The sequence below is a fragment of the Pseudomonas asgharzadehiana genome, assembly GCF_019139815.1.
Taxonomy (GTDB): Bacteria; Pseudomonadota; Gammaproteobacteria; order Pseudomonadales; family Pseudomonadaceae; genus Aquipseudomonas; species Aquipseudomonas asgharzadehiana.
On the sequence record NZ_CP077079.1, the window covers coordinates 1,927,761 to 1,950,133 of the forward strand.

The 22,373-nt window shown below is 58.8% G+C and carries 20 protein-coding genes; 10 read left to right on the top strand and 10 right to left on the bottom strand.

All coding sequences use genetic code 11. The annotated features are described in order from the left end of the window. Positions 1-53: 53 nt before the first annotated feature. The 3 genes from KSS96_RS08890 (at position 54) to KSS96_RS08900 (ending at position 2,022) form a co-directional block, all read left to right on the top strand. A complete protein-coding gene (locus KSS96_RS08890; protein ID WP_003172685.1) occupies positions 54-332 on the top strand; it encodes a hypothetical protein in 279 nt (92 codons plus the stop codon). A gap of 41 nt (positions 333-373) precedes the next feature. After that, complete coding sequence (locus tag KSS96_RS08895; protein ID WP_068933721.1) at positions 374-1,135, top strand: CHAD domain-containing protein; 762 nt, start codon at positions 374-376, stop codon at positions 1,133-1,135. An 89-nt stretch (positions 1,136-1,224) separates the two neighbouring features. Further along, complete coding sequence (locus tag KSS96_RS08900) at positions 1,225-2,022, top strand: acyl-CoA thioesterase (RefSeq protein ID WP_068933719.1); 798 nt, start codon at positions 1,225-1,227, stop codon at positions 2,020-2,022. Between the two features lie 3 nt (positions 2,023-2,025). On the opposite strand, the gene KSS96_RS08905 is transcribed toward KSS96_RS08900, so the two are convergent. The 5 genes from KSS96_RS08905 to KSS96_RS08925 form a co-directional block, all read right to left on the bottom strand. Continuing rightward, positions 2,026-2,388, bottom strand: coding sequence for an Mpo1-like protein (locus tag KSS96_RS08905; RefSeq protein ID WP_065876991.1), 363 nt, complete (start codon positions 2,386-2,388; stop codon positions 2,026-2,028). Positions 2,389-2,509: 121 nt separating this feature from the next. After that, complete coding sequence (locus KSS96_RS08910; RefSeq protein WP_065876990.1) at positions 2,510-2,914, bottom strand: Imm50 family immunity protein; 405 nt, start codon at positions 2,912-2,914, stop codon at positions 2,510-2,512. Further along, positions 2,911-7,626, bottom strand: a complete 4,716-nt coding sequence (locus KSS96_RS08915) for an RHS repeat-associated core domain-containing protein (protein WP_217856019.1) — start codon at positions 7,624-7,626, stop codon at positions 2,911-2,913. Before KSS96_RS08915 ends, KSS96_RS08910 begins: the two co-directional genes overlap by 4 nt. A 198-nt stretch (positions 7,627-7,824) precedes the next feature. Continuing rightward, the gene (locus tag KSS96_RS08920) at positions 7,825-9,306 is read right to left on the bottom strand and encodes a methyl-accepting chemotaxis protein (protein ID WP_068937870.1); all 1,482 of its coding nucleotides are present in this window, start codon (positions 9,304-9,306) and stop codon (positions 7,825-7,827) included. 96 nt (positions 9,307-9,402) lie between these two features. After that, positions 9,403-10,209: a TatD family hydrolase gene (locus KSS96_RS08925; RefSeq protein WP_068937871.1), complete on the bottom strand. Its 807-nt coding sequence runs from the start codon at positions 10,207-10,209 to the stop codon at positions 9,403-9,405. Positions 10,210-10,444: 235 nt separating this feature from the next. Between KSS96_RS08925 and KSS96_RS08930 the strand changes: the two genes are divergently transcribed. The 3 genes from KSS96_RS08930 to KSS96_RS08940 all read left to right on the top strand — a co-directional run bounded on the left by KSS96_RS08930 (position 10,445) and on the right by KSS96_RS08940 (position 12,971). Next, the gene (locus KSS96_RS08930; RefSeq protein ID WP_065876602.1) at positions 10,445-11,866 is read left to right on the top strand and encodes an MltF family protein; all 1,422 of its coding nucleotides are present in this window, start codon (positions 10,445-10,447) and stop codon (positions 11,864-11,866) included. A gap of 103 nt (positions 11,867-11,969) precedes the next feature. Then, entirely contained in the window at positions 11,970-12,404 is a 435-nt protein-coding gene (locus KSS96_RS08935; protein WP_017529401.1) for a DoxX family protein, read from the top strand. 258 nt (positions 12,405-12,662) lie between these two features. Next, positions 12,663-12,971 carry a hypothetical protein gene (locus KSS96_RS08940; protein ID WP_017529400.1) on the top strand — a complete coding sequence of 103 codons (309 nt, stop codon included), beginning with the start codon at positions 12,663-12,665 and terminating at the stop codon, positions 12,969-12,971. A 7-nt stretch (positions 12,972-12,978) separates the two neighbouring features. Here the strand turns inward: KSS96_RS08940 and KSS96_RS08945 are convergent, their stop codons facing one another. Genes KSS96_RS08945 through KSS96_RS08955 form a run of 3 tightly spaced genes read right to left on the bottom strand, consistent with a single transcriptional unit; the run spans position 12,979 to position 16,385 of the window. Further along, entirely contained in the window at positions 12,979-14,721 is a 1,743-nt protein-coding gene (locus KSS96_RS08945; protein WP_065876601.1) for a Gldg family protein, read from the bottom strand. A gap of 15 nt (positions 14,722-14,736) precedes the next feature. Beyond that, positions 14,737-15,462 (bottom strand): ABC transporter permease, encoded by a 726-nt coding sequence (locus tag KSS96_RS08950; protein WP_068937872.1) that lies wholly within the window; start codon positions 15,460-15,462, stop codon positions 14,737-14,739. Then, positions 15,459-16,385, bottom strand: a complete 927-nt coding sequence (locus tag KSS96_RS08955; protein WP_026067389.1) for an ABC transporter ATP-binding protein — start codon at positions 16,383-16,385, stop codon at positions 15,459-15,461. The genes KSS96_RS08950 and KSS96_RS08955 overlap by 4 nt, the downstream gene beginning before the upstream one ends. A 177-nt stretch (positions 16,386-16,562) precedes the next feature. Here KSS96_RS08955 and KSS96_RS08960 point away from each other — a divergent pair, with 177 nt between their 5' ends. Continuing rightward, a complete protein-coding gene (locus KSS96_RS08960; protein WP_217856021.1) occupies positions 16,563-17,555 on the top strand; it encodes a hypothetical protein in 993 nt (330 codons plus the stop codon). A gap of 113 nt (positions 17,556-17,668) precedes the next feature. After that, on the top strand, positions 17,669-18,142 hold the full coding sequence (greB, locus tag KSS96_RS08965) for a transcription elongation factor GreB (RefSeq protein WP_026067388.1): 474 nt from the start codon (positions 17,669-17,671) through the stop codon (positions 18,140-18,142). A 44-nt stretch (positions 18,143-18,186) separates the two neighbouring features. On the opposite strand, the gene KSS96_RS08970 is transcribed toward greB, so the two are convergent. Both KSS96_RS08970 and KSS96_RS08975 read right to left on the bottom strand, forming a co-directional pair. Continuing rightward, the gene (locus KSS96_RS08970; protein WP_065876599.1) at positions 18,187-20,697 is read right to left on the bottom strand and encodes an ABC transporter permease; all 2,511 of its coding nucleotides are present in this window, start codon (positions 20,695-20,697) and stop codon (positions 18,187-18,189) included. Next, on the bottom strand, positions 20,697-21,380 hold the full coding sequence (locus KSS96_RS08975; protein WP_017529393.1) for an ABC transporter ATP-binding protein: 684 nt from the start codon (positions 21,378-21,380) through the stop codon (positions 20,697-20,699). Before KSS96_RS08975 ends, KSS96_RS08970 begins: the two co-directional genes overlap by 1 nt. 10 nt (positions 21,381-21,390) lie before the next feature. Between KSS96_RS08975 and KSS96_RS08980 the strand changes: the two genes are divergently transcribed. Then, positions 21,391-21,996, top strand: coding sequence for an arylesterase (locus KSS96_RS08980; RefSeq protein WP_017529392.1), 606 nt, complete (start codon positions 21,391-21,393; stop codon positions 21,994-21,996). A 58-nt stretch (positions 21,997-22,054) separates the two neighbouring features. Next, positions 22,055-22,348: a hypothetical protein gene (locus tag KSS96_RS08985; protein ID WP_017529391.1), complete on the top strand. Its 294-nt coding sequence runs from the start codon at positions 22,055-22,057 to the stop codon at positions 22,346-22,348. Positions 22,349-22,373 lie beyond the last annotated feature (25 nt).

A 22,373-nucleotide genomic window follows, 5' to 3' on the forward strand; every position in this document is an offset into this window, starting at 1 on the left:
CGTAGGTAACGTCTACACGCTACGACTGTTTTTCTATTTTTGAGGTGTCATCGATGAAAGCCTGGATGTGTGTGCCTGTGATCATGCTGGCCCTGGCCGGTTGTGCCGGGAAGACTGCCTACCGCGACAGCTGCGGCTCGCAATTGGACGCCGCCTGGAAAGAGCTCGACCTGGCCAAGGCAGAAGGGTTTGCCGGCACCGTCAGTTACTCCAAGGCTTTATCCCTGTTGACGGGCGCCAAGACCCAGCAACAGTTTGAAGCGTTTGAAGGTTGCTCCAACAAGGCTGAGAAGGCGCGGTTCTATATCCGTGAGTCGCGCGCCGGGCGTTGAGGTATAGCAAGTAGGATTTTTCATCGGAAAGTGAGGGCAGGATGTCAGCGTTGGTCGATCAGTTAGTCGCTCAGGTCATTGGCCTGGAAGTAGGGTTACTGAGCTGCCAGGCTCGCCTTGCTGCCGTCACCGACGATGAAGCCTTGCATGATTTGCGCACCACCGTGCGGCGCCTGCGCAGCCTGTTGCGCCCCTTGCGTGGGTTGCCAGGCGTCGAACAGCTTGAAATGGCCGCCGCCGCGGTCGGCCAATTGACCACGCCGCTGCGTGACCGTGAAGTGTTGGCGGCCTATCTGCATCAGCATGGTCATCACGCAGCGGCGGATCGGCGCTTGCGCCTGCAACCCGATGCGTATCGCCAGGTGGCGCAAAGTGCTCAACTTGCGCATTTGCTGCTGATCCTGGATGCCTTCCCGCGTTTTATTCGCGCCTCAGAACATCAGAAACTCCTCAAGGGCTTGCGTTCGCGCGTCGAGAAACGTCTGGCCAAGCAATGGCAGGCACTCGACGAGGCCCTGAAGGATCCCGACCATGATCGCCACCGCCTGCGCTTGTTGATCAAGCGTGTGCGCTACGCCGCCGAGGCCTATCCCGAACTGGACAGATTGCCTGCCAACGCCATGTCGCGCCTGAAGAAAGCCCAGGCAGCCCTGGGCGATTGGCACGACTGCTGGCAGTGGCTGGCCCAGGCCGAACAGCAAGCCGACCTGCAACCCTGCGTGGCGATATGGCATAAAACCATGGTCAAGGCCGAAGGGAAGGCGGATCGTGTGCTGGACAAACTCAGCGCCGAATGTTTCTGAATCGGTCCGGCTTTTGGCCGGAATGAGCGCTGTACCTCGCCGGCCCGATGGTTAAGATCCCCCATCTGTTCTTTTGACGTGAGGTCGCCATGCGCTTCAGTGATTTGCTCGACGCCGCCCGTAGCAACCCGTTGGATGTGACCATCCCCGCCGAATGGGCCCAGGGGCGCGCGACCTTTGGTGGCCTGGTCGCCGCTTTGCAATATGAAGCATTGCGCGCCCAGGTGCCTGCCGATCGTCCATTGCGCTCGCTGGCGGTGACCTTCGTCGGCCCGGTGGCGCCTGACGTGCCCGCCAGTTACCACGTCGAGGTGTTGCGCGAGGGCAAAGCGGTCAGCCAACTGCTCGGGCGCGTGGTGCAGAACGGTGAAACGGCGACGCTGGTGCAGGCCAGCTTCGGTGCGTCCCGTGAGTCAGAAATTGATGTGGCAAGTGAAGCGCCGCCAGTGTTCAAACATTGGGACGAGTGCCAGGAACTGCCCTATATCAAGGGCGTAACCCCTGAATTCATGCGGCATATGGCAATGCGTTGGAGTGTCGGCGGGCTGCCATTTACCGGCAATAAATCCCGCGATATGGGCGGCTGGGTACGCTTGCGTGGTGACGTAAAAGAAGAACCCCTGACCGAAGCGCATATCCTCGCCCTGGTCGATGCCTGGCCCCCGGCCTTGCTCCCGCACCTGAAAAAACCGGCGCCGGGCAGCACCCTGACCTGGACCATCGAGTTCATCCAGCCCTTACAAAACTTGACGACCCTCGATTGGTGCCAATACCACGTCAATATCGAACACGCCCGCGACGGCTACGGCCATGCCGCCGCCGCGCTGTGGAGCCCAACCGGCGAGTTGATCGCCCTCAGCCGCCAGACCGTGGTGGTCTTCGCCTGAACCTCAATGCCGATGGCGTTGCCGCCAGGCGCGCCACCAACCACCGCTCAACACAAACCGCGGGAACGTCACAAACTGCTCGACCACCAGGCGCTGCACCGCATCTTTACGATCACTGAACGGCTCACTCGCCTCGGCTTCCAGGCTATGGCCGTGACGCTGCAGCGCCAGGCCCGCGAGGAGACCGACGATGCCTACCGCGAAACTGGCCAGGCTCAGGCTGAACACACCCGACACGATCAACAGAAAACCAATGATGAACAGCGGCACGGCAATCATATGCAGCGCCAGATTGGTCGGGTGCTGATGGTTCTGCGGGTAGTTACGCCATTGCCAGGCGGGGAGATTGGGATGACGTTTGCCCATGATGGTGAATCCTCTGTCCGTTGAAATGGCTTGGATGGAGTCTAGGTGGGAGAGGGCGGGGCGGCGAATTGGGGTTGGCTATGGGAGGCATAGAAAAAGCAAAGTCCGTAAGCTATAAAAGCTAATAACCAGCGGAATCTGGATCGCAGATATAAACGGAAGGTCCGCACAGAGAAACGTATTTGGCTTTTAATTCGATTGTAGATGTACCGGATTTAGCGTGGATTGCATAATGATCTTCAAGCTTGGTTATTTTCATTCTCAGAGGTTCGCGAGTAGGGATATTTTCGATTTTTACATCGCTTACCCCTCCGAAATCCAAGCCTATCCTGCAAGTGTTATATCCTTCTTTAATCCATTTTTCTGGTGGGGCGTCCGGTAACTCTTTGATGTCAAAACCCATTCCGATATTGGGTCTGTCATTATCGATGGTTAGTGAGTAGAGGGTGATTTCTCCAATTTCCACGGGGAAAGTAAATACTTTATTGAAAAAGATCGTGTCGTTTAACTCGTTCCAGTGCTTCATTTTTTATCCTTGAAGTAGTAATGGGTTTTGGCTTCATCTAGTTTGCCAGTTCGAGGTCTTTCTTTCGGTCGAAGATTGAAATGCGCGGTTTGATTTCCTTTACCGTCGGGATCTGAGTATTTGTGTCCGGCTCCGTGATCTTGAATCAAGACTGGAAAGCGGTCACCACGAGTGAATAGGTATTCCCGAGTCATTATCGGTTTGCCGTGTTCGTCCAAAACTTCATTTTTTTGTCTGTCTCTCATCGTGACCATTGAGTATTGCCTGGTTTTCCCCAATCTAGGATCAAACACCGGCTCCGGATGTTGTGTTCTCGGTATTCCGGCATCGGACTTTGCTTGCTTAAACGCCCCGTTCCTAGAAACTTCCGGTGCAGTTAGTTCCGCTTGTTTTTCACATTCGGCGCTTTTTCTGCCTGTTGCTGGACAATTTGCATTTAGCCCTAGCGGGTCAATCCATCCAGTCGGGTTGGGCACGTACTGGTAGGCGTTGATCCCACCCGCCAGCTTCACCGGATCCGGCGTCAGGTAACGACCAACATCCGGATTGTAGTAGCGATGGCGGTTGTAGTGCAGCCCGCTTTCTGGGTCGAAGTATTGGCCTTGGAAGCGCAGCGGGTTGTCGATTTTTCCGATGTCGAGTCGGCTGATTTGGCCGTAGGCGCGGTAGTGGGCGGACCAGACGATTTCTCCGTCTGGAGCGGTGAGTTCCTGGGGCGTGCCGAGGTGGTCGAGTTGGTAGTGGTAGGGCTTGGTTTCTTTGGGACCAAACCCTTCCAGTAAGGCCAACGGACGGAAGCTGTCCGGTTCGTAGAGGTAGCTGCGATGCCGATCCGCATGGTGCTCGGCGATCAGCTTTTCGCCTTGCCAGAAAAACTCGGTCGTTATGCCATCAACGGTTTTGCTGATGCGCCGCCCAAACGGGTCGTAGCGGTAACTCGCGGTCTGGCCGTTGGGTTGTGTAATACCGATCAAGCGATGCTGGCAGTCGTAGCGGTACTCGGTAACGAGTTGATGGCCTTTGCCACGCCGTTCACGGATCAGGTTGCCGAAGGCGTCGTAGTCATAGTGCCGGTCGCCCTGGATCATCAACCGATTGCCGGCGACGATGTCCGGGCCGGGGCGGTCGTGCATCAGTAGATTGCCCGCTGGGGTGTGGCCGAAGCGTTCGTGCAGGTCTTGCGAATGGTCGGCGCGGGTGAGGCGGGCTAGCGGGTCGTAGCGGTAGTGGTGTTCGCCCTTGCGGGTGTCGTTCAGGCGGGTGAGGTTGCCGGATTTGTCGTAATCGTAGTGGCGTTGGTAGAGGTGGTTTTCCTGTTGGGTGATGGTGTGGGCGTGCAGGCGGTGTTGGTCGTCGTAGTGGTAGTGGCTGAGCAGTTGACCTTGTTGGCGTTGGTGCTCTTGGCCGGCTTTGAAAAGGTGGGAAGTCAGCAGTGTGCCGTTCAACTCAACGGTGGCGAGATGGCCGCCTTTGGCATGGTTGAAGGTCAGTCGATTGTTGTCCGGCAAGCGCAGGTGTTGCAGTTGACCGCAGGCGTCGTAGCCATAACGCAAGGTGCCCCAGCCTTGATGCTCGGCGGTCAGGCGGTTTTGTGTGTCGTACTCGTAGGCCAGCGCCCAGTGGCCGTCGTCGACGCTGAGGAGGTTGCCTTGGCGGTCGTAGGCGTAATCAACGGTATTGCCGTCGGGCAGGGTTTTTCGTACGAGTCGGCCGGCGTGGTCGCGCTGGTAAAGGGTAACTAGCTGACGGCCATCGTCGCCGTGTTCGGTTTTTTCCTGCAGGTTGCCGTTGAGGTCGTAGACGTAGGCGGTGCGTTGGCCGTCGAAGCCGATTTCCTGCTGGATCAGGCCGTTGGGGTGGTAGTTGAGCCGGTAGGTTTCGCCGACCTCGTTTTCGATTTCGGTGAGCAACAGCCGAGCGTTGTCGTAGCGGTAGTTGACCTGGCTGCCATCGGCGTTGAGGCGGCGGCTGATCAGGTGCAGGCCGTCGGCGTATTCGTAGCGGGTGACGTGGCCGAGTTCGTCGCGTTCGGTAGTGATTTTGCCATAGGGGTTGTAGCTGTATTCGCGGGTTGCACCGCCCGGCAACACGATGCGAATCAACCGGCCAACGCTGTCCCACTGATACCCGGTCAGCCCGCCTTGTTCATCCTCGCGGGCAATCTGGCGGCCCAGATCGTCGTAGCGATAGCGCTTGGCGCCGCCATTGGGCAGTTGCTCTTCAATGAGCTGGCCGCGTTCATTCCATACCAGCCGATGACAGCTGTGATCGGGATACCAAACCCCCGTCAGTTGCCCGTATTTGTTGTAGCTGTAGTCCGTCACCTCACCATCGGGATCGGTCCTACGCGTCAGGTCGCCCTGGTCGTTACGCTCGTACTTCCAGACCGCTTCACCACGCCGCACAACCCGTACGAAGCCGTTGTCATGCTCGTAGGACGTCGGTTCATCATCTCCCGGAAACAACGCCACCAAGCGTCCGGCATCGTCGTACTGATACGCCGTCACCGCCCCGAGCGGATCCTGCTCGACTGTCAGTCGACCCTTGTCATCGTAGGATTTGAAGTGCTGGGCGCCGTCCGGATCAATGCGCTGCACCAGCCGTGCGCGGTCATCGTGGACATACACTTCCTGACTGCCATCGGCGTTATGCACGACCACGCGGCCGTTGTCCTCCCAGACATACCGCGTATCCATCTGCGAAAAACTGGCCCAGTGCCGGACACACCGCGCCGCCTTGCCAGAGCGTTCCCATTCCCAGAAGAAACTCGCCCCGCCGGCCAAGCCCCGCTCCAGAATGACGTGCTGCTCGTCGTACCGATAAACCTCGCTTTCGCCGACGGCGTTGGTTGCCGAAAGCAGTCGTCCCGCGTCGTCATAGGCGTAGGAAACAACGTTCTGTTCCGTGATCCATTCGTAAGGCTCATACCCCTTGGCCCGCTGAACCTGGTAATCCACCGCCACCATGCGGCCCAGTTCATAGCGCAAACACAACGAGCGCCCGACGCCGTTATCCAGCCGTGCAATACGCCCCACCACATCCCGCGAAATCCGCAGGCGGTTGTCATACGCATCGCTGATCGAGACCAGCACCCCGTCACGAAAGTGATAAAACCGCGAGGCCTGGGCCAGCACTAACTCATCCGGCGAAGCCCCCAAATAGATCGCCGCTTCAGCCAGGCTGTTGGTGATCGCCGGTCGCGCCTCGGTCGGCAGTGGAAACTCAGTCGACCGGTTTTCATGGTCGGTCCACACCACCGAATCGCCCGAAACAGAAAGCCGCTGCGCCAGCGAATGACTCCAGCCAAACCCCAGCCCAACATCCACTTCCACCGCGCTGGTGCGGTACAAACGGGTCCACTCAAACGGCAATATCCCGTCCAAAACACCATCGGTGAGGGTGAGCAATTCCTCCCCAGTGACCATCGACACCGGGCAGCCATTGGTCGCTGTTTTGTCCGCCGAAGTCGCCGCGTCACCCTTGGGATTCGTAGCCACGACCGGCACATCATCGACATGCTCCTGCCGAACCAACACCGTCTGCTGGGACTTGTTACGAACCAACGGAACAGGGTTCGAGACCACCTGATCCCCAGCCTTCAACGGCGCAACCGGAATCGTCTTGATCGGCGTTGGCGCACTGCCCAGCAGCAATGGTTTAGCCGTCTCGACATGCAGTTCCAATCTCGGCCCCACAAGGTGCTTGGCGAGCAACTCCAACAACCCTCGCACCCGTACGGACTTGATGGAACTCAGCGTTTGGGCGCCCAAGCGCAGTGCCACGCCGGTGCCCGCCGTCGCCCAAATCAGCAGCAGATTGATCAACACCTCACCGGTGATTTCTCCGAGTACTTCGTACATCTCAGGCGGCGGCAACAGGCGTATCCAACTGACCATCGCTGTCAGGTAGATGAAGAGCAGCGGCTCATCACTAAGCACCAGCAAACCGTTGGCAATCGCGTCGCTGCCGAGCGCCAGCAGCGCATCGAGTTCAGCCTGGGAGATGTACGCCAACAGCTTCTCGCTGTTGGCCTTGAGATCCGCCAGCAGCTCATACACCTGCGTAACGTTGTCCCACAGGTTGTAGAGCGCCTGAGCCAAACCGCTGGAAAACGCCATGCCCTGCATCGCGCTGCGTTGCAACGATGTAGCGTTGGCAAACTCGTCCCACTGGGGTTTGAAAGTCTTGGCCCATTCATCACGCAGGCGCGTTTCCAGCTCCGCGATCACCGACTGATAAGACGCATACAGCGCCTTGACGTGATCCTTGGAAACGTTGGGATAAAAGGTGATCTGGTATTTCTGGTCGCGGGTACATTCCTGGATTTCAAGAATGCCGCTGGGGCCGATGGTTCGATGGATGGACGGTCCCGTCGGGCTGCCATCCTGGTCGATGGCCTGCAGCACTACCGGCGTGTTGCCGATAGGCACCGACCGTGTGCTTTCGAACATGTGCAGCAGGGTGAGCGAGCCCTGGGCATCACACTTGGCGACGACAGCGCTGGGCTCTGTGGAAGAAACCGGCGCGATTAACGCAACCTCTTCGCCGACTTTGAAAACCTGCTCCACCTCAAGCGCCGAGCCACTCCAGACGCTTTCGGCCCAGTCGTCAAAGGTGTTGAGACATGCCCGCAAATCACGCAAGACGCCTTCAACGTCCGGCGCCTTGGCGTTCATGGGAGACAGGACAAGCTGACCTATGACCGGAATCAAGAGGCAGCCCCACTGAGCAGGGCATTAACGGGTAGGTGCATCGGCGGTCCCTCGCACTGAATGATCAGGCGAGAGACTTTGGAGAGGTTCGTCAGGTAAAGAAGTCGGCGCTATTCGCCAGGACGGTTAGGAGGTTTCGCCAAAACGGCGGGTAAATGCAGGGCCGATCGTAGGAGTCGGATTACAGGCTGGTCGGTCCTACAGTTTTAGCTGGCCAATCGCCTTGCTCAACTCACCCGCCAGGGTGGCCAGCTCCTGGCTGGTGGTGGCCGAGTCCACGGTTTGCCGCACCGTGTTCTCAGTCACATCGCGGATGCTCACCACCGCGCGGTTCATCTCTTCGGCCACATGGCTTTGTTGTTCGGCGGCGACGGCGATCTGGGTGTTGCTCTCGCGCATCTGCGCCACGGCACCGGTGATTTCGGCGAGAGCGGCGCCGGCTTCCTGAGCCTGCTGCACGCAATCGTCGGCCTTGAACGAGCTTTCCTGCATGAAGTCCACGGCGTCGCGGGTGCCGGCTTGCAGCGCCGAGACCATGTGAGTGATTTCATCGGTGGAGCTTTGTACGCGTTTGGCGAGGTTGCGTACTTCGTCGGCGACCACGGCAAAGCCACGGCCCATTTCCCCGGCGCGAGCGGCCTCGATGGCGGCGTTGAGGGCCAGCAGGTTGGTCTGTTCGGCGATGCTGTGGATCACACTGACCACGCCATTGATTTTCTGGCTGTCTTCGGCCAGTTTCTGGATCATTTCGGCGGTCTGTTGCACGCCGCTGGACAGGCCCGCGATAGAGTGTTGCACGCGGGTTACTACGGCCTGGCCGCTGCCGGCGAGGGTGTCGGCGGTCTGGGATAAATCGCGGGTGGCGCCGGCATGCTGGGCGATGTGGTGGACGGTAGTGGTCATCTCGTTGATGGCAGTGGCGGCCTGGTCGGTTTCGCTTTGCTGGCCGAGCATGCCGTGTTGCACCTCGTTCATGCTGCCGGCCAGGCGTGCGGCGCCCTCGTCCAGTTGCCGGGCGGTGCGCGCCACAGTGTTGACGACCCGCTGGTAACCGGCCTGCATGGCATTGAATGCGCTGGCCATCTGGCCGACTTCGTCCTTGCAGGCCAACGGCACGCGGGCCGACAGGTCGCCGGTTTTCTCCACGTGTAGCATCACGTCCTTGAGGGTGTTGAGTTGGCTGAGCAGGAAGCGGATCAGCAACTGCGAAGCGCCGAGCATGGCGAGCATCAGGATGAGGACCGCCACCGCATAGTTGGCGAAGCGTTCGCCGAAGACCTGGCTCAGGCTGGGGGCGTGAGCAAGCACGGCGATATATTGCCCGTCAGGACGGGCGACCACTTCAGCGCCCAGCAGCGGGTTTTCACCGAACAGCGGCATAGGGTTGAGTTCGACCCAGCCGGTGCTGCTGCTCAGGGCGGACAGATCCAGGTCGCCAAGCTGTGGGACTTGGCCGCGTGCAAAAGCCAGCCAATGCTCGCCCTTGGGCAACGGTTTGTCGGCCGGCCAGGCGCCGAGCAGTTGCCCTTGGGCCTGCGCCGAGGCCTGGGACGCTGTGCTGCGCGCTTGTTGTTCGAGCTGCACGGCGTACAGGACCAGCAGCAGGGTGGTGATAAAGGCGACCGCGTTCACGGCCCAGAATTTGTACTTCAGCGAGATATTGCTAAGCCAGGCACCCATGGAAGGTTTTCTCTGATAGCGGAAACAGCATTGGCAAGGTGCCATTATTGTGCCGCTACTCAGAAATCCGGTTTTGACATGGGTCAATGCGCCGCATCAATCCACGCTAGGCAACCCAAAAAACGCCCGGGAGCAGGCGGTGCTGTGGCGGGCCAGGTCTTCCATCCTTTCGTTACGGTGCAGGGCGACTTCGCGCAGTACTTCGGTCAGGTAGGCCGGTTCGTTGCGGCCGTTCTTTGGCTTGGGTCGCAGGGTGCGCGGCAGCAGGTAGGGCGCATCGCTCTCCAGCATCAGGCGGCCGCGGGGAATTTCCCTGACCAGTGGATGCAGGTGCGTCCCACGGCGCTCGTCGCAGATCCAGCCGGTGATGCCGATGTGCAAGTCGAGGTCGAGATAGCCGAACAACGCCTGCTGTTCGCCGGTGAAGCAATGCACCACGGCTGCGCTGAGGTGGTCGCGGTAGCCCTTGAGGATGTCCAGCAAGCGCTGGTTGGCGTCGCGCTCGTGAAGAAATACCGGCAGTTTCAGTTCCACGGCCAGGGCCAGGTGTTCTTCGAGGACCTTTTCCTGTTGCGGGCGCGGCGAGAAGTCCCGGTTGAAATCCAGGCCGCATTCGCCCACCGCCCGCACACGGCTTTCGCTGAGCAAACCGCGCAAGCGTTGGGCGCTGTCATCATTCCAGTCACTGGCGCAATGGGGGTGGATGCCGGCGGTGCTGAACAGGCGTTGGCCGCTTTCATCGAGGTTTACGCACAGCTCCAAAGCCTGTTCGCTGCCGTCGACGCTGGTGCCGGTGAGCACCAACTGGTGCACGCCGGCGGCATAGGCGCGGTCGAGAACGGCCTGGTGCTTGTCGTCGAAACTGGGGTTGGTCAGGTTGACGCCGATATCAATGAGTTGCATGGTGCTATCTCCGCCTGCGGCCGGAAAGCATATCAGAGCTGTAGATTTATAAGAAAATCGAAGAACTACAACGAGTTATAGCTGTCTTTGAACGTCGCAAGTGACATCGTGATTGGCTGGCTGCCTTGCACTGTGCCACCGTTGCGCGCAAAGCCTGCGCTTAAAGCGCTCTGTTTCTGACTCCCAGCGCCTCGTTTTCGCGAGGGCACTGGCCAGTATTCTTTCCGGAGAGCGGATGATCCGACCCTCGGCGTTGCTTGTGTTGTGCCTGACATTACTGCTGCCCATGGCGGCGGTCGCGCGTCTGGACGGGCCGTTGGAAGTGACCAAGCCCGGCAAGGTGCGCGACCTGGCGCAGATCCGCGCCAGCCGCACCTTGCGTGTTTTGGTCAACCAGAGTCGCAACAGTTCCGGCGAAGTACAGGGCCAGGCCATCGGTGTCGAGTACCATCGCCTGCGGGCCTTCGAGCAATACCTCAATGGCCACGCCCGTGATGGCCAGGAAATCAACCTCAAGATCATTCCCAAGGCCAAGGACCAGTTGCTCGGCGCGCTGGCACGTGGCGAAGGCGACCTCGTGGCACCCGGCGAGTTGCTTGATGTAACCGCCGCTCACAAGATCACCACCAGCGATCCGATTGCCAGCGGCATACCCTTGTGGCTGGTTGGCGTAAAAGGCGAAAAACGCTTTACCAAGCTGGAGCAGTTGTCTGGGCGCACGCTGGCGCTGACCACCGGCAGTGCGGCGGCGGACGCCATCAACCAGGTCAACCAGAAGTTGGCGTTGCACAAGCAGCCGCCGATCAAAGTGGAATGGGTCGACCCGACCCTGGCCGTGGAAGATGTGCTGGAGATGGTCCAGGCGGGCATCTTTCATCTGACCATTGTCGAAAAGCCGATTGCCGAGCGCTGGTCGAAGGTCCTGCCCAAACTGCGTTTCGACAAGCAGGTGGTGATCAGTGAGCCGGGCGACGAGTACTGGTTTGTGAGCCAGGACGCTTCGATGCTGCGAGCCAGTATTGATCGATTTCTCAAGACTTACCGAACGCCGTCCGACCAGGATGTGGCCTTTCAACGTATCTACCGTCGCCTCTACCAAGTCCGTAATCCACTGGCCCGTGTCGACCGCCAACGCCTGGAAAAACTGCGCCCGGTGTTGCAAAAGCACGCCCGGGAGCAGGGTATGGACTGGTTGAACCTTGCGGCACTGGCTTTCAAGGAGTCCGCTTTCGACCCCGGTGCACGCAACAGCGGTGGCCCCACCGGCCTGATGCAGATCACACCCTCGGCGGCGCAACGGGTGGGCGTCAACAATATTGAAAACCTCGACAGCAATGTGCAGGCGGGCGCACGTTACCTGGCGTTGATCCGGCGCAAATTTTTTGCCAGCCCCAAGCTTAACGAGCGCGAACGCATGGCGTTTGTGCTGGCGGCCTACAACATGGGGCCGGAGCGGGTGCAGGGCATGCGTACCGAGGCCAAGCGCCGGGGGCTTAATCCGAACCAGTGGTTCTTCCAGGTCGAACGCATCGCCATGGAGCAGGTGGGGATGGGCGGGGTCAGCTATGTTAATAGCGTCAACAAGTATTATTTGGCGTTTGACCGGGAGCGGGAGTCTCTGGAGCCCCCGGTGGCGAAAGTGGCATCACGCAAGTGATCAGGTTTATCGATATTAATTAAGCATTTTTTCGGCTTTTATCATTGCTTAAACTGATTAATATAGCGGCCAACCAACCCCTACTCCGAAAAGGATTCTCAGCATGAGCCCAATGATCAAAAGTCTTCTGTCCACCCGTGCCGGCTACGGCCTGACTATTTTGCGCATTGTTGTCGGCATCATCTTCGCCGCGCACGGGTCGCAAAAACTCTTTGGCTGGTTCGGCGGCTACGGTCTGGCGGGCACTGCCCAGTGGATGGAAAGCATTGGCCTGGCGCCGGGTACCCTGATGGCGCTGCTGTCGGGTGGCACCGAGTTCTTTGCCGGCCTAGCGTTGATCATTGGCTTGCTGGTACGCCCGGCGGCGTTGGGCCTGACCATCCTGTCGCTGGTGGCGATCTTCTCGGTGCATATCCATAACGGTCTGTTCATGGCCAATAACGGTTACGAGTTCGCACTGGCCTTGTTGGGCGGCTCGCTGGCAGTGTTGCTGGAAGGTGCCGGCAAACTGTCTGCCGACCGGGCCATCGCCAACTGATTGCCTGCTGACACATCGAAAAGGCCCGCCATGCGGGCCTTTTCGTTGCCTGGGATTCTTGACACCGGCCCATCGGCTTCTCTAGGATGCCGTTCATGCGCCGATTTAAACAGCTAATTGCGGGGCGCCACTGGGACTCGATGCAGCCCGACAGAAGCTTGTTCTCGCCTGACGAGAGCACTTCGAAATACCGCTAAAGCGCTGGTTCGGTGTTGCCTCTCACCTGCCCGCAGACTTTTGAGGCAGAGACACGACACGATGAATGCACTACGCCCCCTGATACGCCTGGCCCCGATCACCGCGGACCTCACTCAACGCAATCCAAAGATTCTCCTGGGCGGCAAGCACCAGCCGACGCTATTGCGTTATCTGGACGGCTGGCCACGTCGCACCGGGCGCCCTTCAGCGTTCCTGATTCAGTTCGTTGAGGATGGCGATTCTCTTGCGCGCTTTGCCAGTGATAGCTTTGACCTTGCGGTTATCCAGGCGCCATGTGCCGATGAAGCGGATGAAGTGATCCGTCAGTTGACCCGAATCGCCCGCCAGGGGTTGATTGCCCGTCGTTGATAGCGCGTCAGTATAAGACCGCTTCATGCCGCAGCCGGCGACGCTGGCGCAGGAAGATAAACCAGGCGAGCAGGCACCATGTCAGTGGCATCGCCAAGCTCAACACCCCCTTTATCGTCTGCTCCATGCGATGCACGGGGGCATACGTCTTTACCTTCAAAGCATGTAATTCGATAGGCAAACGCAGGCGCTCTTTATTGAGCGCCTGTAAGGTTGAGTTCGTATCCACAGCCTGGGGCCCGGGAGCCAGCGCTTGTGGGCTCAGCCGTTGCCATTCCCGTTCTGTTCGCTGTAGACGCTGCTCCAACTCAATCGCCTGTTGATGATAGGCGCGTGCGGCATCATCACGCAGTCGCCCCAGCTTACTTGTCGACCCCTGCGCCGCTGCGCGTGGGCGGATATTGGCGAGCGTATCGGGGGCCGCCAAGTTATCCAGTGTATTGAGTACAAACAGCGCATTGCTGTCGGATGCCCAGTTGCTGACTTGATCCGTGAGCAGGTCTGTGTCGGTGACTACCACCACATGGATGTTCGCCGCTTGCTGCAAACCGGGCGGCTGTCCCGCCATGCCGTCGAGAAAGGCTGAGTAAGCCGGCCCTTCAATACGGGCCGCGATCACGTGGCGTTGCGCTGCAGTGGAGGCTTCTTCGAATACCGAACTGAACGTGGTTGCTGAAGCGAAACGCTCGGTTTCCAGCAGTGCGGAGTGCCTTGAGCTTTGTAGGAGAGGGGTGAAGGTTGTGCGCGCTTTTTTGCGCTGAAAAAGGGCGCCGCTGCTCGATACCGTCACGGTATTCACTTTCCGGGTGCTGATATCGTGTGTATTCATTGCTTGTCGGGGCAGATTCAACCTGGCCGGATGCTGCACGGTGGGCTTGCCGGCACCCTGTGTCTGCGACATTGCATAGTGGTTATCGATGAGCAATTTGTCCGCTGGCAATTGTATGCCCCATGCGGCGAGCAGTTCATCCAGCTTGGGATTGACCACCGATGGGGTTGAGTCCTGTTCGTTTATCGGGTCGATAAACATCATGAGCCTGCCGCCCTTCAGTACAAACTGCTCAATGGCATACAACGTCCGTTCGGACAGCGCTTGCGGATACACAACCATCAGCGTTTGGACATTCTCCGGCACGCGATCGGTGGTCGTTCCCAAGTTGACCACCTTGAAGTGCTGCTGTAGTTCCCCCAATAGCCGGCCCGATGTTTCGTCGAGGGTCAGCCCTGGCAGCAGCCCTACGGTAGGAGGTTGCGGGTGCTGCAACCGGGAGATCAACTGGCTGATCTCATATTCAAGCAACGGCTCCCTATCCAGACTGAATGACTCTATCCGTTGTGCTCCGCGATTCGCACGCGTGCCAATCAGCCCCATGAAACCCGTCTCGCCGTTGAGGCCGAACAACCCGGCTTTGTAGGCGTCTTCTGAAAAAGGCTCGGGGTCGATAACGTGCAGGTTGATCATGCCTTTCGCTGCCTTTTCGTATTCCCGAAGCCGATCTTCAATGCGCTTACCGTAGCGTTTCAAGGCATCGCTGCGTGTTGGGGTGTTGTGTGCGTTGAAGTAATACAAGTCCAGAGGGCTATTCAGGGATACCAATAACGAGTGGACCGAAGGGGATAGGGTATGGATTTTTTTTTCAGAAAAGTCCCACCGGATATCAGGGATTTTTGCTACCCAAACCAGATTAAAAGCGAGGAACAGCAGCAATATGACAGTAAGTGTCATGCCCGTACGCAAAGTGGATCGCATGGTGATCTGTCCTCCTCAGCGGTGTTTATGGTTGAGAATGACAGTTGTCGCAGTGAGAAAGGCGACAATAATGCTGATGAAGTAAGCCGCGTCATGAAGTGTCAGCTTGCCGTTGTCGATAGTGCTGAAGCGTGATAGTGGGTTGAGAACAGTTAAACTGTCGATCAACCACACAGGTGCCTGATGTTCAAGATTATCGATGGCCGTAGACAAGCCACTGGCGATCAACAGCAAACATAACGTGAATATGAAAATAATTATATGCTGGCGTGTAAAGGAACATATAAAACAGCCTACCGCCAAATAACTGCCCGCTAACAGCCAGCTCGCTATAAATTGAGACGCGATAAGCCCGTTATCTGCGGTGCCGAGATAGTTAGCCACGATGACGAGAGGGAACGTTGAGATCAAGGCCGCCGATGCCACGGCCCAGGCGGCCAGGAATTTGCCAATAGCCAGTTCTGACGCAGTGATGGGAAGTATTTTGACCACGTCGAGAAAACCGGCATTGGATTCCTCTGCCCAGAGTTGCGTCGTCAGGGTAGGCATCAGCACCAAATAGAGCCAGGGATGCAGTTGGAAGAAAATCTGCAGATCAAGCGTGTCTTGCTCCAGCCAGCGGTGTGCATAAAGCCCCAGCGTGACGGACATGAGCAAAAACAGAGCAATGCTCAAGTAGGTCGCAGGCGTTGAGGCATAACTGGTGAGTTGATGCTTGAAAATAACGGGCAACAGTCTCACAGGCGCCTCTCCTGGCTCGGATATGGAACCACCTCGTTCACGCGACCGGGCTCCAGATCCAATGTGTTGATTTTCCAGCCACGGTTGGCAATGAGTGTGTGAATGTGGGTGTAGATGGTGTGCCCGGGCATGGCCAGAACGGTGACGGTGCCCGGTGCATGTTGATGTTCTTCAATACCCGCGACTCCAGGCAGCACAGCGAGGGCCAGCAAGTCCAAGGGGGTATCGGCGGTGAGGGTGACCGCCTGGAAATGACGGGAATCACGTTGCAGTTTCTGCAAGGGGGCGTCCGTCACCAGGCGGCCGTCGGCGATAACCAGCGCACGCGTGCAGAACTGCGACAGTTCATCAGGGTTACGCGAAGCGATGACCAGCGTCATGTCCTGCTTCAACGACTGGATCAGCCCGGTGAATGCATGTTTCTGATCAGGCGCGAGGCCTTCCGTTGGTTCGTCCATCAGCAACACAAGGGGCGTGTGCAAAATGGCCTGGGCGATCCCGACTTTGCGCTTCAACCCGATGGACAAGGCGTCGAGGGGGGCATTGAGCGCCGTCAGCAATTCCAGGCGCGTGGCGGCTTGTTCCACGCGTGCACGCTGTTCGGCGCCTTTAAATCCATACGTCGCTGCGATGTAGTAAAGGAATTCTTTTACGGTCAGAGTGGCATGGCTAACGTGTCGGTAAAGTTGATAACCAACCAGTCTTTTGACTTCGCGCGTTTGAGTACGTGTATCCAAGCCTTGAATATTTATATTTCCACTGGAGGGAAATATTGAAGCCGACATTAAATTCAAAAGTGTCGTTTTGGCAATGGGGTCATCCCCAAATAATCCCAAGCATTCGCGGGGCTTTGCGTTGAATGAAATATCGCTAAGTCTATTCTTTTTGTTCAGGTATTTTGTCAGGTTGCTTATTTCGATCACGGGTTTTACCGAATAAGTGTGTATGACGCAGGTGCTGAGATTTGAAAAAGAGTACGGTTAATGGTCTCGTTTGGGAATGTCCATTGGTATTAATAAGAAAAATCCTACGTGCGTGTCGGGCGCGTCACTGAAACAATTGGTGTGTATTTTTAAATGTCTCAGTGAGGCCTGATTATCATGATGCTTCTACGTACGTTAGTTCTTGAACGCAATGGCCAAGATGCTCCTGTCAACGGCGCGTTGCTGTGTGGTTTTGCTGTCGGTCAGATTGCCTCTAACTTTATTGCCTACAGCCTGGATGAGGAGGTTGAGCCTGGTAGTTCACGGGTGTATATCGCGACCTTGCGCAAAAAAGCCGAACGGTATTTTTTGGGCGGTGTTGAGTCCAAGGAAGACCTGCAAATAGCCATGCATGTGTTCAAGCAGATCCTGATACTGGCGGCCGCACTGGAGACCAAGGCTGGCGGTACCAATGAAACCCAGGTGCCGTACCATTTTGTTGATCTGAAGGGCAGTAAGTTGCCGCCTGCCAGGCCAGAGGATCATCACTCGCTGATCATCAAGAAAGCGCTGGTGATGAAAGTGATCACCTTGGGCATATCCGCGCCCACTTTGCCGGCCATTGAAAGCGCTACGTTGATCGTGCCGTCCATTCGCTTCTCATCGCAAATGGTCTCGCCGCCCAGAGCGCCAAGCCGACCTGAACCTGCCCCGCAGGCACTGCCCGAGCGAAGGCTTGAAGAGCCAGTACCGGCCCTCGTCGAGACGCCATCCGTGGTGCCATTGCAAATAGCGTCCATTTCCACGGCTGAGCCCGACTTGTCAATGCAGCCAGGGCTGGCGGCGCCACTGGACCAGAGCGCTTTGTTCCAGGTGGACAGCACGCTCACCAACCTTGCTCGTGTTGCGCAGGAGTTGACCCAGCAGAAACTCGCTGCGGTCGAGCAGGAGACAGTATTGGCTCAATGGAAGGCTCGGCTGCAGCGCGAGCAGGATCAAGTGGACGACACCGCGCGAGCCCAAGAGCAGCGCAACCTTGAACTGCAGGAGCAGGCGTCGGCAGTCAACCGGAAGGCCGAAGCATTGAATGTGATGACGTCGCAGTTATTAGGCTTGCGCCAGAGTCTGCAAGGCGTGCTGCATGAACTGGATCAGGCTTTGGATCGTTAGAACTGCCCTGGCTACTTTTCTCGGTTCATTTATTATCAATGCCAGCCAGTCGACGCCGGAGCGTGAGCCCTGGCGTATCGGCACCGATGGACATTGCCTGGGGATGCAAGCGTTTGAGTACCAAGCTGATTACCAAAGAAGGTCATGAAGCGCTGAAGAAGGAACTGGATTACCTGTGGCGAGAGAAGCGCCCGGATACCACGCGAAAGGTAACGTGGGCTGCGTCTCTGGGGGATCGCAGCGAGAACGCCGACTACCAGTACAACAAGAAACTGCTGCGTGAGATCGACCGCCGTGTGCGCTACTTGCGCAAACGCCTGGAAGACATGCGCGTGGTGGAGTACGTGCCCGAGCAGGAAGGGAAGGTGTTTTTCGGTGCCTGGGTGGAAATCGAAAACGAGCAGGGCGAGACCAAGCGTTTTCGTATCGTCGGTTATGACGAAATTTATGATCGCATGGACTACATCTCTATCGATTCGCCGATGGCGCGCGCGCTGTTACGCAAAGAGGTTGACGATGAGGCCATCGTGCAGACCCCAGGTGGCGAAGTCTGTTGGTGGATTACGGCCATTGAGTACGTGAAGTAAACAGCATTGGCCCGCGCCCCTTGGCGGCGCGGGCAATCAACTTTTCAGCCTTCGCGCAATACCGTCAGTGGGCTGGCATTCAGCGCGCGACGTGTGCCGAATACCCCGGCGGCGCCGATTAGTACGGCGCCGATCACCGGCAGCAGCAACAGCCACGGGTGCGGGTGCCAGGCCAGGTCGAAGGCGTAGCGGTAGAGCACCCAGGTCACCAGCTCGGTGCCCAATGCCGCCAGCAAACCACTTACCGCGCCCAGCAAGCCGAACTCGATGCGTCGGGCCTTCACCAGTAGCGCGCGTTCCGCGCCCAGCGCTCGCAGCAGCGCGCCCTGGCGGATGCGTTCATCCAGTGTGGCCTGCAAGCCTGAGAACAACACCGCCATCCCGGCTGCCAGTACGAACAACAGCACATATTCCACCGCCAAGGTTACTTGGGCGAGGATGCTGCGCAATTGCTCCAGCAGGGCTTCGACCTGCAGGATGGTCACTGCGGGGAAGGCCCGCGACAGGTCGACGATCTGCTGGTCATGACCCGGCGCCAGGTAAAAACTGGTCAGGTAGGTGGCGGGCAGATTTTTCAAGGTGCCCGGCTGAAAAATCATAAAGAAGTTGGGCTGGAAGTTATCCCAGTTGATGGTGCGAAGGCTGGTCACCCGAGCTTCGCGGTTTTCCCCCGCCACCGTGAACACCAAGTGGTCGTTGAGCTTGAGCTTGAGGCTTTGCGCGACCTTGGCCTCCACCGAGACGCCGGGAATGTCATCGGTGGGTTGCTGCGACCACCACGAGCCCGCGGTCAGGGCGTTGCCGGGCGGTAGGTCGGCGGCCCAGGTCAGGCTCAGGTCGCGTTGTACCGCGCGGTCACCGCTGGAGTCCTTGCTGACAATCTCTTGCACCGGTTCGCCATTGATGCTGATCAGTCGCCCTGGTACTACGGGGTACAACGGCGCGGATTGCGCCTGGACTTCAAGCAGGCGGGCGCCAAAGGCGTCCTTGTCGGCCGGCAGGATATTCAGGGCGAAATAGTTGGGTGCGTCCTTGGGCAACTGGTTTTGCCAGGTGTCGAGTAATTCGCCACGCAGCAGGGCGATCAGGCCCATGGATAGCAGGATCAAGCCAAACGCCAGGGACTGGCCTGCCGCCGCGAGGGGGTGGCGCAGCAACTGGCCCAGGCCCAGGCGCCAGGGCAGGGATGCTCGAGCCAACAGGCGCCGCAGGCTTTGCAACAACAGCAGGAGCAAGCCGCCCAGCACCAATGCAGCCACCACGCCACCGCCCAGCAGGGCGAAGGTCAACACCAAGTCGAGACTCAGGCGCCACATGATCAGGCCCAGGGCAAACAGCGCGGCGCCGTAGACCATCCACGTGCTGGACGGAATAGGCAGCAAGTCGCGTCGCAATACCCGCAGCGGTGGCACGCGACCCAGCGCGGCCAGCGGCGGCAGCGCGAAACCAGCGAGCGCGACCAGCCCGGTGCCGACCCCGGCAACGGCCGGTAACAGGCCGCCAGGTGGGACATCGGCTGGCAACAAGTCGTGCAGGAAGTAGAACAGGCCAAACTGCGCAAGCCAGCCGAGCAGGGCGCCGGCCAGGCTCGCCAACAGGCCCAGCACAGTCAGTTGCAGGCTGAACAGCATCATGGCTTCACGTCGCGACAAACCCAGGCAGCGCAACAGTGCGCTGGCGTCGAAGCGTCGGGTGGCGAAGCGGTTGGCGGACAAGGCCACAGCCACACCGGCCAACAGCACCGCCACCAGGCTGGCCATGTTCAGGTAGCGTTCGGCCTTGCCGAGGGCGCCGCCGATCTGCTGGTTGCCGTCCCGTGAATCCTGCAGGCGCTGATTGGCCGCAAGGCCGGGTTTGATCAGGTCACGATAGGTTTGCAGTGCGGTGCTGTCTTGCGGCCCGCGCCATAACTCGCGATAACTGACGCGGCTGCCGGGCTGGACCACGCCCGTGGCGTCAAGGTCCGCCAGGTTGATCATTACCCGAGGCGTGAGGCTATAGAAATTGCCGGCGCGATCGGGTTCATAGGTCAGCACACGGGCCAGGCGCAGGGTTTTCATGCCCACATCGATACTGTCGCCCACCTTGAGTTCGAGCGCTGTCAGCAACCGAGCCTCCACCCAGGCTTCGCCGGGTTTCGGGCCGCCCCCCGCCGTTTCATCCGCGAAGGGGGCCGCGGCGCTCTTGAGCTCGCCACGCAGCGGATACTGCTCGTTGACGGCCTTGATGCTGGACAGCTGGATGCCGTTGTCGGTGGCAATGACGCTGGAAAACTCCACCACGCGAGCATGGTTCAGGCCCAGTTCGGTGCCGGATTTGATTTGTTCGTGGCGGGCCGGCGAGCTGCCTTCAAGCACCAGGTCGGCGCCCAGGAACTCGGTGGCGCGTAACAGCATGGCGCTATTGAGGCGCGCGCCGAAGTAACCGATGGCGGTACTGGCGGCTACCGCTACCAGCAGGGCGAAAAACAACACACGCAATTCGCCCGCGCGAGCGTCGCGCAGTAATTGGCGCATGGCAAGGCTGAACAGGCGCAACAGCGGCAAACGTGCCATCAAGGCTCCAGGGGTGCGACCATCAGGCCGGCTTCAAGGCGGATGAGACGTCGGCAGCGGTGGGCCAGGCGCTCGTCATGGGTGACCAGCACCAGGGTCGTGCCACTCTCTTTATTGAGTTCGAACAACAAGTCGCTGATGCGCTCTCCGGTGTGGCTGTCGAGGTTGCCGGTGGGTTCATCGGCAAACAGCACGTCTGGTTCGGCGGCAAACGCACGGGCAATCGCTACCCGCTGTTGTTCGCCACCAGACAATTGGCGCGGCGAATGGGTCAGGCGCTGGCCCAGGCCTACGCGTTCCAGCAGATGTTTGGCGCGCTCGCGGGCGTCTTTGCGGCCGTCCAGTTCCAGCGGCAGCATGACGTTTTCCAATGCATTGAGGCTGTCGAGCAACTGGAACGACTGGAACACAAAGCCTACGTGTTCGGCGCGGATGCGCGCCCGTTGGTCTTCGTCGAGTGTGCTGAGGGCTTGCCCGGCCAGGATGACCTCGCCGCTGCTTGGCAGGTCGAGGCCGGCCAGCAGGCCGAGGAGGGTGGATTTGCCTGAGCCGGAGCTGCCGACAATAGCCAGGCTATCGCCTGTGTTCAGTTCCAGGCTCAGTTCGTGCAGGATAGTCAGTTCACCTTCCGCGCTGGGAACCACTTTGCTAAGGTCCCGCGCGATGAGAATGCTTGCGCCCATGGAGAATCCGATGCGAATGTGGTTTTTGAGTGCTGGCCTGGCCTTGATGTGCATGGCCCAGAACGCAGCGGCGGGTACAGTCCTGATCGTTGGCGATAGTATCAGTGCCGGTTTCGGCCTGGATACCAGCAAAGGTTGGGTTGCCTTGCTGGAGCAACGGCTCAAGAAGGAGGGTTTCGACGATAAAGTGGTCAACGCCTCCATCAGCGGTGATACCAGCGCCGGAGGCCTGGCACGGCTGCCCGCGGCGCTTGCAGAGCATAAGCCGGACGTGGTGGTTATCGAGTTGGGTGGCAACGATGGCCTGCGCGGACAGCCGCCGGCGCAATTGCAACAAAATCTTGCTTCGATGATCCAGAAGTCCCAGGACAGCGGCGCGAAGGTGTTGCTGCTGGGCATGCAGATTCCGCCCAATTACGGTAAACGTTATGTCGATTCTTTCGCCAAGGTATTCAGTGACGTGGCGGAGCAGAAAAAGGTGCCGTTGGTGCCGTTTTTCCTTGAAGGCATTGGTGGCCATCCGGAGCTGATGCAGGCTGATGGGCTGCACCCGGCGGTCGCCGCGCAAGGCAAGTTGCTGGAAAATGTCTGGCCGACGCTAAAACCCCTGCTGTGACGCTTTTCTACCGGCAGGCTTTCGGCTAAGGTGGCGCCCCCCCGATCTGGAGCCCCTGATGTCGCGTCCTGCCTGGTCCTTGTTTAACTACCAACTGATCGAGCCTGACGAGCAGCTGGATCTGTTCGCCTGCCAGGAAGTGCGGGTGCATTTGGTGACGCGACAGTTGGAATTGGGCGGCTCCATTGATCGCACGCTGTGCGGCACGTTATTGCCGGCGCAACCACGCTGGTCGGTGGTCGACCGTTCGATCTTTCAGGACCAGCGCCTGTGCCCCTTGTGCCGCGCGATCCTGGAGTCCCAAAAGCGTGGCACGCCGCCAATCTGGCCGGAGCTGCGTTTCGAACTCTAGTAGCTTCTACACGCTTGCAGCTACA

Coding starts and splice junctions, on each gene's coding strand:
- KSS96_RS08890 (WP_003172685.1), top strand. CDS start 54: ATGAAAGCCTGGATGTGTGTGCCTGTGATCATGCTGGCCCTGGCCGGT.
- KSS96_RS08895 (WP_068933721.1), top strand. CDS start 374: ATGTCAGCGTTGGTCGATCAGTTAGTCGCTCAGGTCATTGGCCTGGAA.
- KSS96_RS08900 (WP_068933719.1), top strand. CDS start 1,225: ATGCGCTTCAGTGATTTGCTCGACGCCGCCCGTAGCAACCCGTTGGAT.
- KSS96_RS08905 (WP_065876991.1), bottom strand. CDS start 2,388: ATGGGCAAACGTCATCCCAATCTCCCCGCCTGGCAATGGCGTAACTAC.
- KSS96_RS08910 (WP_065876990.1), bottom strand. CDS start 2,914: ATGAAGCACTGGAACGAGTTAAACGACACGATCTTTTTCAATAAAGTA.
- KSS96_RS08920 (WP_068937870.1), bottom strand. CDS start 9,306: ATGGGTGCCTGGCTTAGCAATATCTCGCTGAAGTACAAATTCTGGGCC.
- KSS96_RS08925 (WP_068937871.1), bottom strand. CDS start 10,209: ATGCAACTCATTGATATCGGCGTCAACCTGACCAACCCCAGTTTCGAC.
- KSS96_RS08930 (WP_065876602.1), top strand. CDS start 10,445: ATGATCCGACCCTCGGCGTTGCTTGTGTTGTGCCTGACATTACTGCTG.
- KSS96_RS08935 (WP_017529401.1), top strand. CDS start 11,970: ATGAGCCCAATGATCAAAAGTCTTCTGTCCACCCGTGCCGGCTACGGC.
- KSS96_RS08940 (WP_017529400.1), top strand. CDS start 12,663: ATGAATGCACTACGCCCCCTGATACGCCTGGCCCCGATCACCGCGGAC.
- KSS96_RS08945 (WP_065876601.1), bottom strand. CDS start 14,721: ATGCGATCCACTTTGCGTACGGGCATGACACTTACTGTCATATTGCTG.
- KSS96_RS08960 (WP_217856021.1), top strand. CDS start 16,563: ATGATGCTTCTACGTACGTTAGTTCTTGAACGCAATGGCCAAGATGCT.
- KSS96_RS08970 (WP_065876599.1), bottom strand. CDS start 20,697: ATGGCACGTTTGCCGCTGTTGCGCCTGTTCAGCCTTGCCATGCGCCAA.
- KSS96_RS08975 (WP_017529393.1), bottom strand. CDS start 21,380: ATGGGCGCAAGCATTCTCATCGCGCGGGACCTTAGCAAAGTGGTTCCC.
- KSS96_RS08980 (WP_017529392.1), top strand. CDS start 21,391: ATGCGAATGTGGTTTTTGAGTGCTGGCCTGGCCTTGATGTGCATGGCC.
- KSS96_RS08985 (WP_017529391.1), top strand. CDS start 22,055: ATGTCGCGTCCTGCCTGGTCCTTGTTTAACTACCAACTGATCGAGCCT.